19 protein-coding genes and 1 pseudogene are annotated in these 14370 nt (G+C 63.1%); 9 read left to right on the top strand and 11 right to left on the bottom strand.

What is annotated here, in order from left to right; genetic code table 11:
• The 5 genes from ACK41X_RS18910 to ACK41X_RS18890 form a co-directional block, all read left to right on the top strand.
• Nucleotides 1-176, top strand: a 176-nt coding sequence (locus ACK41X_RS18910; RefSeq protein WP_409726482.1) for an adenosylhomocysteinase, incomplete at its 5' end; no start/stop codon positions are given.
• Nucleotides 177-391: 215 nt separating this feature from the next.
• Nucleotides 392-757 (top strand): DUF1801 domain-containing protein, encoded by a 366-nt coding sequence (locus ACK41X_RS18905; RefSeq protein ID WP_409726480.1) that lies wholly within the window; start codon nt 392-394, stop codon nt 755-757.
• A gap of 140 nt (nt 758-897) precedes the next feature.
• On the top strand, nt 898-1512 hold the full coding sequence (locus ACK41X_RS18900; protein WP_409726479.1) for a carboxymuconolactone decarboxylase family protein: 615 nt from the start codon (nt 898-900) through the stop codon (nt 1510-1512).
• Between the two features lie 130 nt (nt 1513-1642).
• Entirely contained in the window at nt 1643-2038 is a 396-nt protein-coding gene (locus ACK41X_RS18895) for a thioredoxin family protein (RefSeq protein ID WP_409726477.1), read from the top strand.
• 6 nt (nt 2039-2044) lie between these two features.
• Complete coding sequence (locus ACK41X_RS18890; protein WP_409726475.1) at nt 2045-2761, top strand: cytochrome c biogenesis CcdA family protein; 717 nt, start codon at nt 2045-2047, stop codon at nt 2759-2761.
• A 15-nt stretch (nt 2762-2776) separates the two neighbouring features.
• Here the strand turns inward: ACK41X_RS18890 and ACK41X_RS18885 are convergent, their stop codons facing one another.
• Complete coding sequence (locus ACK41X_RS18885) at nt 2777-3265, bottom strand: N-acetyltransferase family protein (RefSeq protein WP_409726473.1); 489 nt, start codon at nt 3263-3265, stop codon at nt 2777-2779.
• An 81-nt stretch (nt 3266-3346) separates the two neighbouring features.
• Between ACK41X_RS18885 and lepA the strand changes: the two genes are divergently transcribed.
• Nucleotides 3347-5158: a translation elongation factor 4 gene (lepA, locus tag ACK41X_RS18880; protein WP_409726471.1), complete on the top strand. Its 1812-nt coding sequence runs from the start codon at nt 3347-3349 to the stop codon at nt 5156-5158.
• 21 nt (nt 5159-5179) lie between these two features.
• Nucleotides 5180-5629 carry a DUF2283 domain-containing protein gene (locus ACK41X_RS18875; protein WP_409726469.1) on the top strand — a complete coding sequence of 150 codons (450 nt, stop codon included), beginning with the start codon at nt 5180-5182 and terminating at the stop codon, nt 5627-5629.
• 249 nt (nt 5630-5878) lie between these two features.
• Here the strand turns inward: ACK41X_RS18875 and ACK41X_RS18870 are convergent, their stop codons facing one another.
• The 6 genes from ACK41X_RS18870 to ACK41X_RS18845 all read right to left on the bottom strand — a co-directional run bounded on the left by ACK41X_RS18870 (nt 5879) and on the right by ACK41X_RS18845 (nt 8892).
• Nucleotides 5879-6256, bottom strand: coding sequence for a hypothetical protein (locus ACK41X_RS18870; RefSeq protein WP_409726467.1), 378 nt, complete (start codon nt 6254-6256; stop codon nt 5879-5881).
• 10 nt (nt 6257-6266) lie between these two features.
• Complete coding sequence (locus ACK41X_RS18865) at nt 6267-6542, bottom strand: DUF2442 domain-containing protein (RefSeq protein ID WP_409726465.1); 276 nt, start codon at nt 6540-6542, stop codon at nt 6267-6269.
• Nucleotides 6532-6804, bottom strand: a complete 273-nt coding sequence (locus ACK41X_RS18860) for a DUF4160 domain-containing protein (RefSeq protein WP_409726464.1) — start codon at nt 6802-6804, stop codon at nt 6532-6534. The genes ACK41X_RS18865 and ACK41X_RS18860 overlap by 11 nt, the downstream gene beginning before the upstream one ends.
• A gap of 336 nt (nt 6805-7140) precedes the next feature.
• Nucleotides 7141-7527, bottom strand: a complete 387-nt coding sequence (locus ACK41X_RS18855) for a ribbon-helix-helix domain-containing protein (protein ID WP_409726462.1) — start codon at nt 7525-7527, stop codon at nt 7141-7143.
• Between the two features lie 72 nt (nt 7528-7599).
• On the bottom strand, nt 7600-8202 hold the full coding sequence (locus tag ACK41X_RS18850; protein ID WP_409726460.1) for a DJ-1/PfpI family protein: 603 nt from the start codon (nt 8200-8202) through the stop codon (nt 7600-7602).
• 108 nt (nt 8203-8310) lie between these two features.
• A complete protein-coding gene (locus tag ACK41X_RS18845; protein WP_409726459.1) occupies nt 8311-8892 on the bottom strand; it encodes a nucleoside deaminase in 582 nt (193 codons plus the stop codon).
• 181 nt (nt 8893-9073) lie between these two features.
• On the opposite strand from ACK41X_RS18845, the gene ACK41X_RS18840 reads away from it, so the two are divergent.
• A complete protein-coding gene (locus tag ACK41X_RS18840) occupies nt 9074-9295 on the top strand; it encodes a YegP family protein (RefSeq protein ID WP_409726458.1) in 222 nt (73 codons plus the stop codon).
• 345 nt (nt 9296-9640) lie between these two features.
• Here the strand turns inward: ACK41X_RS18840 and ACK41X_RS18835 are convergent, their stop codons facing one another.
• The gene (locus ACK41X_RS18835) at nt 9641-10144 is read right to left on the bottom strand and encodes a L,D-transpeptidase (protein WP_409726456.1); all 504 of its coding nucleotides are present in this window, start codon (nt 10142-10144) and stop codon (nt 9641-9643) included.
• A 111-nt stretch (nt 10145-10255) separates the two neighbouring features.
• On the opposite strand from ACK41X_RS18835, the gene mepA reads away from it, so the two are divergent.
• Nucleotides 10256-11176 carry a penicillin-insensitive murein endopeptidase gene (mepA, locus tag ACK41X_RS18830; RefSeq protein WP_409726455.1) on the top strand — a complete coding sequence of 307 codons (921 nt, stop codon included), beginning with the start codon at nt 10256-10258 and terminating at the stop codon, nt 11174-11176.
• Nucleotides 11177-11290: 114 nt separating this feature from the next.
• On the opposite strand, the gene ACK41X_RS18825 is transcribed toward mepA, so the two are convergent.
• The 3 genes and pseudogenes from ACK41X_RS18825 to ACK41X_RS18815 all read right to left on the bottom strand — a co-directional run.
• On the bottom strand, nt 11291-12367 hold the full coding sequence (locus ACK41X_RS18825; RefSeq protein WP_409726453.1) for a tartrate dehydrogenase: 1077 nt from the start codon (nt 12365-12367) through the stop codon (nt 11291-11293).
• 17 nt (nt 12368-12384) lie between these two features.
• Nucleotides 12385-13674 carry an esterase-like activity of phytase family protein gene (locus ACK41X_RS18820; RefSeq protein ID WP_409726451.1) on the bottom strand — a complete coding sequence of 430 codons (1290 nt, stop codon included), beginning with the start codon at nt 13672-13674 and terminating at the stop codon, nt 12385-12387.
• Nucleotides 13675-14250: 576 nt separating this feature from the next.
• Nucleotides 14251-14370, bottom strand: a pseudogene (locus tag ACK41X_RS18815) (IS5/IS1182 family transposase); the annotation flags it as partial.

Below are 14370 nucleotides of genomic sequence, written 5' to 3'. Positions count from 1 at the left end.
AGGACGGCAAATACCAGAAAAAAGTCTACACGCTGCCCAAGCATCTCGACGAGAAGGTCGCGCGTCTGCATCTCGACAAGATCGGGGTGAAGCTGACCAAGCTCACCAAGGATCAGGCCGACTATATCGGCGTGAAGGTGGAAGGGCCGTACAAGCCGGACCACTACCGGTATTGATATTGCTTCGCGGAAACGCTCCCTTGTCGGGGGATGGAAATCGAATGGCCGGGCAATGCCCGGCCATTTGTTTGATGTAAGGTACGGTCCGACAACGGGGGATGCGCGTGGCAAAGCCGGCCAAGACAAAGAGCAAGCCAAGCAAGTCCGCGTCGAAACGCAAAGCCGCCAGCAAGACCGGGCAACCCAAGCTCCTCTCAGGCGGCAATCCGCAAATCGCGAAGGGGTATGGCGACGCGCCGGTGCAGGCCTATATCGCGGCGATGCCGGACTGGAAGCGCGATGCCGGCCGCCGCATCGACGCGCTGATCGCGCGCGCCGTTCCCGGCGTGGAGAAGGCGGTGAAATGGAATTCGCCATTCTACGGCGTCGAGGAGAACCACTATTTCCTCAGCTTCCATGTCTTCGCGAAATACATCAAGGTCGCATTCTTCCGCGGGGCTTCGCTCGACCCGGTGCCGCCCGGCGCCTCGAAGCAGACGGAGGTGCGCTATCTCGACATTTACGAGGACGGGTTCGACGAGGCGCAATTTGCGGACTGGGTGAAGCAGGCAAGCAAGCTGCCCGGCGAGAAGATGTGATCATGGACGTATCGCCAAAGACGGCCGCGCGCTCGCCTGTCTCGAAACCGGCGATCTGAGCGGGCCGCCGGTGATTCACAACAATGCCAGTCCACCGGCGCCGTGTTTTGTTATAGGCTCAGCATCGGGAGGAACCCAGCATGGATCAACGCACGCTGCCGCCGCCGCGCCTTGCACCTTTGCCGCCGGAAACCACGCCTGAACTGAAGGCCCAATTCGATGGCGCGATCGCGCGCATGGGCTTCATCCCGAATTCCATGCTGATCATGCAGCGCGATCCTGCGCTGACCCGCGCGTTCGCGCAGATGTCGGCCGCCATCTGGCGCTCGGACAGCAAGGTCGATCTGAAACTGAAACGGTTGATTTCGCATGTCGCGAGCCGCTCGGCCGGCTGCAAATACTGCATGGCGCATACGGCAGAAGGTGCGTCCAAACTCGGCGTCGATCAGCAAAAGCTCGACGAGGTCTGGAGCTACCAGACGAGCCCGCTCTATACGGCCGCCGAACGCGCCGCACTCGATGTCGCGGTCGCAGCGGGTTGCGTTCCCAATGCTGTGACCGACGAAATGTTCACGGAACTCCGCAAGCATTGGAGCGAGGAGCAGATCGTGGAAATCGTCGGCGTGATCGCGCTGTTCGGATTCCTCAATCGCTGGAACGACACGTTCGCCACCCCTTTGGAAGACGAACCGCTGCATTTCGGCGAGGCCCATCTGGCTGCGCAGGGCTGGGATGCCGGAAAGCACCGGCGCTGAGCGCGGTCCCGTGGCTCACATTTTCTTGAAGTGAGGCAGGCGTAACGTTTGGAGCCCATCCGCCGAAATCAGGAGATGCCGCCGAACATGACCCGCGGCTTGTGCAACATCTTGACAGGGTGAAATCGCGATGCTCGACAAACGTCAATTCCTTGGTGTGCTCGGCCTTTGCCTCGCGCTGCCTTTCGCCTCTCCCGCGCTCGCGGCAGACAAAAAGCCTTTCACCGCGGCAGCATTCGAAGCGGCGCAGGCGCAGGGCAAGCCGATTCTGATCGACGTGTCCGCTCCCTGGTGCCCGACCTGCCGCGCCCAGGCACCGATCCTGTCGAAATTGATGAGCGATCCGCGCTTCAAGAATCTGGTCGCATTCAATGTCGATTACGATTCGCAGAAGGACGTACTGCGCAAGCTCAACGTGCAACGCCAGAGCACACTGATCGTGTTCAAGGGCAAGCAGGAAGCCGGCCGTTCGGTCGCGGATACCAATCCGGCGTCCATCGAGGCTCTGGTTGCGAAGGCGCTCTGACCGGCCATGGCGGGTATCGGGCTCGCATTCCTGGCCGGGCTGTTGTCGATCCTGTCGCCGTGCGTGCTGCCGCTGGTTCCGATCGTGATCGGTGCGGCGACGGGCGAGCATCGCTACGGGCCCGCGGCGCTCGCCGCGGGGCTTGCGCTGTCCTTTGTGACCATAGGATTGTTCGTCGCGACCGTCGGCTTCTCGCTGGGTCTCGACCAGGACATCTTCCGTGCGATTGCCGCGCTGCTTCTGATCGCTATCGGTGGCGCATTGCTGGTTCCGCGCTTGCAGATGAGGCTTGCCGCGGCGGCGGGGCCGGTGGGCAACTGGGCGCAGGCGCAGACGGGAGAACTTCGCGGCCGGGGACTTGGCAAGCAATTCGGCGTCGGCGTGCTGCTGGGTGCGGTCTGGAGTCCGTGTGTGGGGCCAACCCTTGGCGCAGCCTCGCTCCTCGCTGCGCGCGCGGAAAATCTCGGCACCGTCGCGCTCACCATGTTCGCATTCGGGATCGGTGCGGCGCTGCCGCTGCTGGCAATCGGCATGATGTCGCGTGAAGCTCTGGCGCGCTGGCGCGGCCGTATGCTGGCCGCTGGCAGCGGCGGCAAGGCGGTCATGGGCGCGATCCTGGTGACGACCGGCGTGCTGATCGTCACCGGCCTCGACAAGCGGGTGGAGGCATTTCTGGTCGAGGCATCGCCGGCCTGGCTGACCGAGCTGACCACACGATTCTGATGCGCCTGCAGGGCCTCACAGCGTCAGCTGCACCAGCACAAGATCGAGCCGTTTGCCGAATTTCTCGCCGACGCCGGGCAGCCGCCCCGCTTCCTCGAAGCCCATATTCTCGTGCAACGCCAGCGAGGCATAATTCGAGGCGTCGATCGCCCCGATCATGACCCGTTTGCCCAGGCGCCGGGCCTCGTCGATCAGCGCGGATAGCAGCATGCGGCCAAGGCCTTTGCCCTGTGCTTGGTCCAGCACATAGACGGAATGCTCAACCGTGTGCCGGTAGCCCTCGAAGGGGCGGAACTCGCCGAAGCTGCCGTAGCCCAGAACGCCGTCCTCGTCCGCCACCAGCACCGGGAAACCCAGCCGCTGCCGCCGCTCAAACCAGATGCGGCGCCCTTCCAGATCGGACGGCGCCTCGTTCCAGATCGCCGTGGTTTTCATGACGGCGTCGTTATAGATCGCCAGAATCGCGGGCAGATCGGCTTCCGTCGCGGGCCGGATCGTCGCCACTCCAAGTGCCTCCCACATGCCCCGGGCCGGGCCTGTTATCGTTGCTTGTCGCCCAATTCCCGCAATGCTATCCCGCCCGCCATGACAGCGGCAACCATCGACAATATCCGCAATTTTTCCATCGTCGCGCATATCGACCACGGCAAGTCCACGCTTGCCGACCGGCTGATTCAGCTCACCGGGGCGATGGACGCGCGGGAGATGGCGGGCAAGGAGCAGGTGCTCGACTCGATGGACATCGAGCGCGAGCGCGGCATCACCATCAAGGCGCAAACCGTGCGCCTGCGCCACCGGGCGCTGAACGGAAAGGAATATATTCTTAATTTGATCGACACGCCCGGGCATGTCGATTTCGCCTATGAGGTGAACCGCTCGCTCGCCGCCTGCGAGGGCTCGCTCCTTGTGGTCGATGCCTCGCAAGGGGTGGAGGCGCAGACGCTCGCCAATGTCTATCAGGCGATCGACAACAACCACGAGATCGTGCCGGTCCTCAACAAGGTGGACCTGCCGGCCGCCGAGCCGGAAAAGGTCAAGCAGCAGATCGAGGACGTGATTGGCATCGATGCGTCCGACGCAATCCCGATTTCGGCCAAGACCGGCATCGGCATTCCCGATGTGCTGGAAGCGATCGTCAATCGCCTGCCGGCGCCGAAGGGCGACCGCAATGGCACGCTGAAGGCGCTGCTGGTGGATTCCTGGTACGATCCCTATCTCGGCGTCATCGTGCTGGTGCGCATTGTCGACGGCACGCTGAAGGAAGGCGATCGCATCCAGATGATGGGCACGGGTGCGGTCTACGATGTCGACCGGGTCGGCGTGTTCACGCCGAAGAAGGTCGAAGTCGCCGAACTCGGCCCCGGCGAGATCGGCTTCCTCACCGCCTCGATCAAGGAGGTGGCCGACACCCGCGTCGGCGACACCATCACCGATGCGCGCAAGCCGGTGGCCGAGCCGCTGCCCGGCTTCAAGCCGGCGATTCCGGTGGTATTCTGCGGCCTGTTTCCTGTCGATGCCGCGCAATTCGAAGACCTGCGCGCGGCGATGGGCAAGCTGCGGCTGAACGATGCGAGCTTCTCATTCGAGATGGAGACGAGCGCCGCGCTCGGCTTCGGCTTCCGCTGCGGCTTTCTGGGCTTGTTGCATCTGGAAATCATCCAGGAGCGGCTGGAGCGCGAATTCAATCTCGACCTGATCGCGACCGCGCCGAGCGTGATCTACAAGATCACGCAGACCGACGGCACCCAGCTCGAAATCCACAATCCGGTCGACATGCCGGATGTGGTGAAGATCGAGGAGATCCAGGAGCCCTGGATCGAGGCGACGATTCTGACACCCGACGAGTATCTCGGCTCGGTGCTGAAGCTCTGCCAGGACCGGCGCGGCAACCAGAAAGAGCTGACCTATGTCGGCAATCGCGCCATGGTGAAATACGACCTGCCGCTCAACGAGGTGGTGTTCGATTTCTACGACCGGCTGAAATCGGTGTCGAAGGGCTATGCGTCGTTCGACTATCACCTGACCGACTATCGTCCGTCCGATCTCGTCAAGATGCAGATTCTTGTCAACGGCGAGCCGGTCGATGCGCTGGCGATGCTGGTGCACAAGACCCGCGCCGAGGGCCGCGGCCGCGCCATGGTGGAGAAGCTGAAGGAGCTGATCCCGCCGCACATGTTCCAGGTGCCGATCCAGGCAGCGATCGGCGGCAAGGTGATCGCGCGCGAGACCGTACGCGCGCTGCGCAAGGACGTGACCGCGAAATGCTACGGCGGCGACGCCACGCGCAAGCGCAAACTTCTGGAGAAGCAGAAGGAAGGCAAGAAGAAGATGCGCCAGTACGGCAAGGTGGACATCCCGCAGGAGGCCTTCATCGCGGCGCTGAAGGTGGATACGTAACCGGTTCAGCGCAGGCGCAGCATGGCGGACCCCAAATCCCTGCGGTTCACAAGGCACGCCGAAGACGTTATTCTGGAGCGCAGGCTCGATCGAAGCTGGATCGAAAGGACAGTGAGGCAACCGGACTGGTCTCGTCCCGACCCGTTTCGCCCGGGGGTGGAACGCCGGTTTCGCCGAATCCCTGAGTTTGGTGACCGTGTACTCAGGGTGGCCTGCGCAGAGGCCGAACATGAAATTCGTATATTGACGATATTCTTCGAACGCGCAGAGACCGTCATGACCCCGAAAGTCAAATATAGCCCTGAAGACAATGCGGCCTATATCCGCCTGTCGCAGCAGGACATCCTTGAGAGTGCCGAAGTGGCCCCGGGCGTGGTGTTCGATTACGACGCGGAAGGCCGCATTGTCGGCATTGAACTGCTCGACGCGCGCGCGCAGCTTTCGCCGGAAGTGCTGACTGAAGCTGCCTAATGCCGTGTGGGTGCAACGGTAGTGTTGTGCAAGCTATGACCGCCAAATGCTGCGGTAGAAACATAGTATTCAAACGAAAAAAATCTTCTTCAGCGAAAATCGGAGGCTTGTACGGCGTGCGGCATCGTTTTGCAGGCTGCGTAGAGAAGCCGAGCTTCTGGCGTGATATTGTGGTGCTGAAGATCGATTATGATCGCTTTAGGCGGAATGCTGCACGTTAGGCTGAATCCAGCATATTTCTCGCCGCCTTCAAATCATAAGGACTTGCTTTTCATCAGGCTCCATCATCAAGCTGAGCGGCAGTTGTTCCTGATCGACTATAGGCACCAGCGCTAACAGAATCCGAGTGTGGCCGTTTTCTTCTTCCCGAAATTGTGACGCAAGCTTTCGAAGTAGTCGCTCGGGCGTTTGCGGCCCAGTCGTCTCTGAACCGATTGACAACATGTCGATAAGTTGTCCGATGCTGTAAGCTACCTGTTTCGCAAGTTTGGCTCGCCGAAAAAATGCGAACATTTCGATATCAGCCGCTAGATTGCGGGGAAAGACCTTTGCAGACCTTATGCGGCACCAGCGCAGAAATGGGATCGTATCGCTGTGGGGAGCGAGGCCGTATGGCGTTTCGCTCAAGTGGCGACCGCTACTCCGCCGCATCTCCGACCGGCCGTAACTCCCCGGCCTCCTTCATTTCATCGTGCAGCGCGATGGGATCCCAATCATACCCGTTCGGCCAGGTTAGAACGCCGTCCTCGACAAAAACACGCCGGAAATAGGCCGGGTCTTTGAGTGGCTCCAGCATCGGGCCGCTTTCGGATTTGATGAACGAGAAGTCCCGTTCACCGATTGTGTCATCGGAAAACTCGACGGCCAGCCGATAGTCGCCGAGAACCTTCGCCTTTCGCACCTTAATCAGCATCGTCGTCGGGTCCCGGAATTCGCTCCAGCGTCTCGTGTCGTTGCGCACGTTCCCAGTTGGCGATCAATTCTGCGCGGCGCATCGTCACCCATCGCCGGATAATCAGCATCACAGTCGGCGGTAATTTCCCGCGCAACACGCGGGCATCGTCGATGGCAATCAACGCCTCATAGCCCGCATAGATAACGTGAATATGCGGCGGATTGTGGTCGCGATGATACATCGCGATGGCGATACCGAGAAAGTAGGCGATTGTCGGCAAATCGAAATCTCCCGAAGGGAGATAATCATAGCCGAGCCTTCTGGAAGGCACATATTGACTTTATTCCTATCATCTGCTACCCACCATCTCGCTTGATGGAGCGCCGGGAGGCGCCGGGCCCTTGCGCCAAGGGCTCGCGCGCCTCCGGAGAGAGGCTGCGAACGCGTCGTGGCTTTTCTTCCGAGGCGCGCGGCGGGGTGCGTCAATCCCCGCCAAAGGGTGCCTCGCCAGCACCCTGGCGCCTCCCGGCGCTTCATCTCTCTTCGTGAGAGAATGAAAAAAGGGATCGGCGTTCTCCGCGCCATCAAACAACAGGAGCGACGACGCGCGTCCCGCTCAAGCCGCGCGGTCGGGCTGCGCGTTTCGCCGGCCGCTCCGCGCCCGCGTCCGCTCCCCTGCCAGCACAAAGTCGGCATCGAGGTCGCGGATCGGCACCGAGAGGTCTGAGGGAATATGGCCCGATGCGGTCAGCGCCAGATAGCGCGTGCAGCAGACGCGCAGGAACGAGGCGAAGTTCGACAGGTCGGCGCCGGTCTCGGCAAGCTCATCGTAGAGTTTCGCAATCAGCTGATTGACCGTCATGCCGTCGCGCGCGCCGATCTCCTCCAGCACCTGCCAGAACATCGCTTCCAGGCGGATGCTGGTCGAGACGCGATGCAGACGCAGCGAGCGCGTCTGCGCACGGTAGAGCGCCGGATCGGCGCCGATGAAAATCCGGCACATCGCCACCTCCATGCCGCGCGGGTTGCGCGCCGGCAGCAAGTGTCGGCCGCGCGCGGCGCCGCCGTCAATGTCTCATGCGGCTGCTCGCACCTGCTCGTGGCTGATGCGGGTGCCGAGGACGGCGAGGAACTGGCTGAGCCAGGCCGGATGCGCCGGCCAGGCCGGTGCGGTGACCAGAAAATCGTGGGTATGGGCGGCGTCGATGGCGATGTCGGCAAAATGTCCGCCGGCCAGTTCGACGTCCGGACGGCAGGCGGGATAGGCCGAACATTGCCGGTCCTTGAGCACGCCGGCGGCCGCCAGCAATTGCGCGCCGTGGCAAATGGCCGCCACCGGCTTCTTGGCGTCGAAGAAGTGGCGAACCATGGCGACCACGTCCGGATTGAGGCGCAGATATTCCGGGGCGCGGCCGCCGGGAATCACCAGTGCGTCGTAGTCTTCGGCCCTGGTCGCGGCGAAGTCGGCGTTCAGCGCGAAATTGTGGCCGCGCTTTTCCGAATAGGTCTGCTGGCCCTCGAAGTCGTGGATCGAGGTGGCGATGCTTTCGCCCGGCTTCTTGCCGGGACACACCGCATCGACGCTGTGGCCAACCGCCTGCAGCGCCTGAAACGGCACCATGATCTCGTAGTCCTCGCCGAAATCGCCGACGATCATCAGGATGCGCTTGCCCGCCATGGTCGTTCTCCCTTGCCTGTTGGTTCTGGCCTGTGCGGCCTTGCAGGCATTATCGCCGGGGAGGACGGTTGCGGGTGTTATCCGGCTACTGCGCTGCGGCTGCGCGCCTCAGCCCGGCTTTTTGAACAGCGCCATCGCCTCGTCCGCCAGCACGCCGCCTTTGATCTCGATCGGCGCGAACCTTGAGCGGGCTGCGATTTCGGCGGCCGGGACCATGATCTGGTCGATCACGGTGGCGAGCTGGTCGACCGAGGCCGCAAAGACCAGACGGCCGAAATGGCACCAGATGATCGCCCCCATGCACATCGCGCAAGGTTCGCCCGAGGTGTAAAGCGTCGATCCGCGCAGCGCTTTCGGTCCATGCGCGGCCAGCGCGCGGCGGATTGCGACCATCTCGCCATGCGCAGTCGGATCGCGCTCGGTGCGGCCAAGATTGCGTCCGCGCGCGATCACCTTGCCGTTGCGCACGATCACCGCGCCGAACGGAAAGTCGGCGCGCCGCGCTTCGTCGATCGCCATGCGCATGAAGCGCTCGTCCTGCGCGTCCGGCAAGGCGGCATCGGCGGCAAAGCCGGACGATGGCATCAGCGCCGCCGCTGCGAGGCCCGCGAGTACGAAGCGGCGGCTCGGCAGACGGCATCCGCACGTGTCAGGGTGACGTGACGCTTTGGACGAGCCGTCGCCGGTCATGGTGCTCTCCTGCTGCAGGCGATGATGCGCCGGACATCGAACGGCGCAAGCCGAGCTTGACTGATTCGGCGGCGACATGACCATGAGCCGACGCTGTTGCAGGATCAAAGCGATGTTCAGGACTTGACTTCGCACGCAGGCGCTTCGACCCTGCACGGCGCAAATCACCAACGGAGGGCACATGCCGTACGCATTCGAAATTTATAAGGACCGTGCGGGCGAATTCCGCGTCCGTTTCAAGGCGCCGAACGGCGAGAAGATGTTCGCATCGGAAGGTTATGCGTCAAAGGCTGCGGCAAACAATCTGATCAAGTCGGTGCTGAAGAACGGCCCCGGCGCAGCGGTCATCGATACCACCAAGACGGTCAAGGCCGCCAAGGTCGCGAAGAAGAAAAAGGCCTGAGCGGCTCGCTTCGATGCGCCGCGAGTGCGGAGCCGGAGGGCGCTGTGGCTCCGTCCGTTCCGCGTCTCGCCGCGCACGATGCCCCCGGCGCAGGTCACGGGCGGCGTTCTTTCATCGAAAATTCGAGGCTTCCATCGCGCAGGCCCAAGCTGGCACCAGCGCCGGGGCTTCCGCATGCGGCTCGATGAACACTGCAGCGGTGAGGCGGACAGCATGCAGAACGTCGGAGAGCGTGTCTGTGCTTATGGCTCGCTGCCGAAGCCGAACGATCCAACAAGGGTGCGGACGAATGGCGAAGAAAAGCGCCCTGAGCGCGGATTGTAACGCCGCCAGGACCCGTGGTCCCTATTCCACTTTGGCCGCGGCAGACGGTGCCTTGGCGGACTCCGCGGTCTTCGCCGCTGGCTCTCCGGCGCGCGCGCTTGACGGCTCGATGACGATCCGCGTTTTCGCCATGCCCTGCTTCTTCACGAGGTTGAACAGCACGGCGGCGTCGCGCGGATGCAGCCGCACGCAGCCCTTCGAGGCGCGCCGGCCCAGCCGCTTGATCTGGTCGGTGCCGTGAATGGCGTAATGGCCGTGGAAGAAGATCGAGTAAGGCATCGGCGCCATGTTGTAGAGACGCGAATGCCAGGTCCGCTCCAGCCGCTGCGGCCTGTAGGTGCCGTTCGGCGGTCCGCCCGCAAGGCCGGTGGACACCACGAAGCTGTGGGTCGGCACGCCGTCCACGATCACCGCCATCCGCTGTGCCGACTTGTCCACCCGGATCACAATCTCGGCCTGCGCGGCGGAGCAGGCCAGGCCGGCAGCGAAGGCTGTCCCGGCGGCAAAGGCGGCAAAGGGACGCATGACAAACCTCAATCCGGCAGACTCAGCCTCGATCCTGTACAAACGCGCTTCCAGACTCAATTCGAGACTGTAAAATCTCCTGCCCAAGATACCGTTAAGGGGGTCACTCCGATGCGGGTGCTTTCGTTCACATTGGCGTTTGCAGCGACACTGTGGCTGAACGGTGCAGCCGCTGCACAGGAGAAAGGCAGCGTCGACCCCAAGCCGCTGCCGCCGCTCGCCAATCCGAACGATCCGAAGACTCCCGCCAAGGATCTGTTCGGCCGCAAGCAAACACCGGCCAATCTGCAGGCCCGCGCCATCGGCTTCTATACGCGCGGCTGCCTCGCCGGCGGAATTGCGCTGCCGGTGAACGGCAAGAACTGGCAGGTCATGCGGCTGTCACGAAACCGCAACTGGGGCCACCCGGAGCTGATCGCATTTCTCGAACGGCTTGCGGAAAAGGCGCCCTCGGTCGGCTGGAACGGACTTCTGGTCGGCGATCTGGCGCAGGCGCGCGGCGGCCCGATGCTGACCGGCCATGCCAGCCATCAAGTGGGGCTCGATGCCGATATCTGGCTGACGCCGATGCCGAATCGCGAATTGACACGGCTGGAGCGCGAGGAAATGTCGGCGACCAATGTGGTGCGCGCCGACAAGCTCGATGTCGATCCGCAAATCTGGACGCCGGGCCATGTCGGCATCATCCGCGCCGCTGCGGAAGATCCGGCGGTCGAGCGCATCCTGGTCAATGCAGCGATCAAGAAGGCGCTGTGCCGCGATGCGCGCGGCGACCGCTCGTGGCTTGCGAAAGTGCGTCCGTGGTACTGGCACAATTATCATTTCCATGTGCGCATCGGCTGCCCCAAGGACTCGCCGACCTGCAAGCCGCAGCCGCCGATCGGCGAAGGCGACGGCTGCGGCGCCGAGCTCGCCTATTGGTTCCAGCCGAAGATACTCGCGCCGCCCGAACCGCCCGCCGACCGGCCGCGCAAGCACATGACCATGGCCGATCTGCCTGCGGAGTGCCGGCAGGTGCTGGTGGCGGATTAGACGCTCGCGATTTCGGGGCACGCGCGGAGCGCGTAAACCCGGAATCCATCTTCGCTTGTCGGGTGCCGTGGTTGGATTTCGGGTCCGTTGCTTCGCGACGTCCCGGGATGACGGCTAATGATTCTCCGTCTCGATCGCGCGCATGACGGCGTCCGTAACCTGCCGCGTGGTCGCCTTGCCGCCGAGGTCGGGCGGATGCAGCGCAGGATCGGCGGTGACGCGTTCGATCGCTTTCATCAGGCGTGCGGCGGCGGCCGTTTCGCCGAGATGATCGAGCATCATCACGCCGGTCCAGAACGCGCCGATCGGATTGGCGATGCCCTTGCCGGTGATATCGAAGGCCGAGCCGTGGATCGGCTCGAACATCGAGGGAGTATGGCGTTCGGGATTGAGGTTTGCGGTCGGCGCGATGCCGAGCGATCCGGCGAGCGCCGCCGCAAGGTCGGACAGAATATCGGCATGCAGATTGGTGGCGACGATGGTATCGAGCGTTGCGGGGCGCAACGTCATGCGCATGGTCATGGCGTCAACCAGCATCTTGTCCCAAGTCACGTCGGGATAATCGCGCGCAACGTCGGCGGCGATGTCGTCCCACATCACCATGCCGTGGCGCTGCGCGTTCGACTTGGTGACAACGGTGAGACGCTTGCGCGGACGCGACCGCGCCAGATCGAAGGCGAAGCGGATGATCCGCGTCACGCCGGCCCGTGTGAACATCGACACATCGGTCGCGACCTCTTCTGGCAACCCCTGATGGACGCGTCCGCCGACACCCGCATATTCGCCTTCCGAATTCTCGCGCACGATCACCCAGTCAAGTTCGGGTCCGCTGACATGGCGCAAGGGGCTCGTGATGCCGGGCAGCACGCGGGTCGGCCTCACATTGGCGTATTGATCGAGCGGCTGGCAGATTGCGAGCCGCAAGCCCCATAGCGTGATGTGGTCCGGGATGTCGGGCGCGCCGACCGCGCCGAAATAGATCGCGTCGAACTTGCGCAAGAGGTCGGCGCCGCCGTCTGGCATCATGACGCCGTGCTTGCGGTAATGATCCGAACCCCAGTCGAAATGTGTCACATTGAGCGCAAAGCCGCCGTCGCGTTGCGCGCAGGCTGATAGGACATCAAGGCCCGCGGCGATGACTTCGGGGCCGATGCCGTCACCGCCGATCGCGGCGATCCTGTGGGTACGCATGATCGATCCTTTCCGGATCAGGGTTCGCCGAGTTTCAGGCCGCGCAGCACGACAAGCTGGGTCCGGGCGCCGCCGATGCCGAAATCGTCATCGTTGATCAACACAAACGCGTCGTCGGGCAGACGGGCGAGGCCCTCGGTCTTGCCGGCAATTTTCGGAAAGTCCGCAGTGTCGAACCGCAATGTCTTCCTCGCCGGGGTGATCATAACGTCGGCCAGATGACTCTGCTCGAGCGTCGGCAGGGTCTTGGCATCGTCCCATGGGGTATTGAGAATGTCGGTCGCATTGCCCAGGTCGATCTCGTAGAGCTTGGTGGTTGCTTCGGTCCGTTCGATCACCAGCAGACGGTCTGCGCCGGTCAGGACCATGGCGCTGATGCGCGGGTCGGATTGATTGTTCGAGGGGTCGCGCCGGAAGGTTTTCGGCTCGTCCAATTCATAGACATATTCTCCGACCATCTGCATCGAGGTGCGCTCCAGCTTGAACAAACGCACGTTGCGCGAGACGCGGTATGCTGCCGTATCCGGATTGGCGAGCGGGCTCTGCATGATGAAATACAGGTGCCGCTCGTCGTCGGAAACCGCCAGGGCTTCGATGCCGCGATTGAGCTGACGTTTGGCCAGAATCGCCGGCAGCGTGCCGACGACATCGTAATTGGCGCCGGTGAATTCAGCCTCGGTGCCCCGCGGCACATGGCGGGCGATGACGCGGCCGTCGACCGAGACATGCAGGATCGACGGTGCATTCTCGTCGGCAATCCAGAAGGTGCCGTCGGTCAGCCGCACGATCGCTTCGGCATCGATGCCGCCAATGTCCTGATCCAGCCTTCGCCCGCGGCCGTCGAGCGGGATTTCTGTCGTGGCGCTGCGCAGCGGATTGGGCAGGCCGGATAGCGGGGCGCCGTCGCGATCCTTGACGGTGATGACGTCGGTGATGCGGAACGTGCCGGTCTCGGTCAGCATCACCCGGTAGATCGAGGGCGCGTAGGCGGGGGTCAGATAGATGCGGCCGTTCCTGACCTCGCGGCAGGCGGCAAGCTCGGCATGCGCAATGGCCTTGAAATCGCTGCACGCGATGTTCGGGCCGCGGTCTCCGACGGTCCAGATCACGTTCGGCGGATCGTCGGGATGACGAAACGCGCCGCTGCCGATGCCGACCGACAAGTTCAGGATTCGGCCGTTGTCGAACCGGTATCGCCCCATATGGAGCAGGGTGTCGTCGCTGAGATAGTCGCGGACTGAAATGTCGGAGGCGGGCGCGACAGCCGTGAGGCCAAAGAGGATGGCAAAGGCGAGACGAGAGCGCATCGGCGGTAATCTATTCACGCGGCCGGCCGGGGCAGCCCGTCTGCTCCAGCCCGGCCTATCTGTCTCACGATCCCGCCCGGTCGCGCAAAGGCGGAAAACGCGGCGGTCGGCTGTTTCCCCACTGTGCCGCGGTCTGCGCAGCCCGTCCGCTCCGGTGCCGGGGACCGGCCAAAAGCCGCCCCTGCGGGCAGCAGATTGACGGTCGGTGAATCCGGCGTGCCAGGACGCAGTGGAAAGCTCTGGAAGTTGGTTATTTAGTTAACGAACTGTGGCAATAATGCACTAGTGGGCTGTGCGATCCCTCTTTAACGTCGGCCCGTTGATTCACCTGGGGGCTCCCAATGAAGAAGTGTCTGATGGCTACCGTGGCGGTGCTCACTCTCCTGAGCGCGGCTGGGTGCACCATGTACGGCAAGGCTCCGGTCGGCAAGGCGCCGGTCGTCGCCAAGTACTAAACGGCTACGGTCGAGAAAGGGCCGGTTATCCACCGGCCCCTTTCTGCCTTTCCGTAGGCCGCGCAAGTCAGTGCGACTTCGCGTGGAGCCGCGTGGTGTGCGAAATTTCGGCCTGTGCGGGCTAGGTAGTGGACTCATAATGCCTGAGCCAGAGGCGTGACGCCGCCAGTGCGATGGCAGCAAGAAAGTTCCTGGCAAGCTTGTCGTATCGGGTGGCGATGCGCCGGAAGTGCTTCAGCTT

Origin of the sequence: Pseudorhodoplanes sp. (genome assembly GCF_046289595.1) — a bacterium.
Lineage (GTDB): Bacteria > Pseudomonadota > Alphaproteobacteria > Rhizobiales > Xanthobacteraceae > Pseudorhodoplanes.
The sequence above is the reverse complement of the archived record's forward strand: the minus strand, read 5'-3'. Positions and strand labels throughout refer to the sequence as shown.

Bases quoted from the DNA above. Each gene is read 5' to 3' on its own strand.
- lepA (WP_409726471.1), top strand. From the start codon at position 3,347: ATGACAGCGGCAACCATCGACAATATCCGCAATTTTTCCATCGTCGCG.
- ACK41X_RS18865 (WP_409726465.1), bottom strand. From the start codon at position 6,542: ATGCTGATTAAGGTGCGAAAGGCGAAGGTTCTCGGCGACTATCGGCTG.
- ACK41X_RS18840 (WP_409726458.1), top strand. From the start codon at position 9,074: ATGCCGTACGCATTCGAAATTTATAAGGACCGTGCGGGCGAATTCCGC.
- ACK41X_RS18845 (WP_409726459.1), bottom strand. From the start codon at position 8,892: ATGACCGGCGACGGCTCGTCCAAAGCGTCACGTCACCCTGACACGTGC.
- ACK41X_RS18825 (WP_409726453.1), bottom strand. From the start codon at position 12,367: ATGCGTACCCACAGGATCGCCGCGATCGGCGGTGACGGCATCGGCCCC.
- ACK41X_RS18850 (WP_409726460.1), bottom strand. From the start codon at position 8,202: ATGGCGGGCAAGCGCATCCTGATGATCGTCGGCGATTTCGGCGAGGAC.
- ACK41X_RS18855 (WP_409726462.1), bottom strand. From the start codon at position 7,527: ATGTGCCGGATTTTCATCGGCGCCGATCCGGCGCTCTACCGTGCGCAG.
- ACK41X_RS18820 (WP_409726451.1), bottom strand. From the start codon at position 13,674: ATGCGCTCTCGTCTCGCCTTTGCCATCCTCTTTGGCCTCACGGCTGTC.
- ACK41X_RS18900 (WP_409726479.1), top strand. From the start codon at position 898: ATGGATCAACGCACGCTGCCGCCGCCGCGCCTTGCACCTTTGCCGCCG.
- ACK41X_RS18875 (WP_409726469.1), top strand. From the start codon at position 5,180: ATGGCGGACCCCAAATCCCTGCGGTTCACAAGGCACGCCGAAGACGTT.
- ACK41X_RS18895 (WP_409726477.1), top strand. From the start codon at position 1,643: ATGCTCGACAAACGTCAATTCCTTGGTGTGCTCGGCCTTTGCCTCGCG.
- ACK41X_RS18835 (WP_409726456.1), bottom strand. From the start codon at position 10,144: ATGCGTCCCTTTGCCGCCTTTGCCGCCGGGACAGCCTTCGCTGCCGGC.
- mepA (WP_409726455.1), top strand. From the start codon at position 10,256: ATGCGGGTGCTTTCGTTCACATTGGCGTTTGCAGCGACACTGTGGCTG.
- ACK41X_RS18890 (WP_409726475.1), top strand. From the start codon at position 2,045: ATGGCGGGTATCGGGCTCGCATTCCTGGCCGGGCTGTTGTCGATCCTG.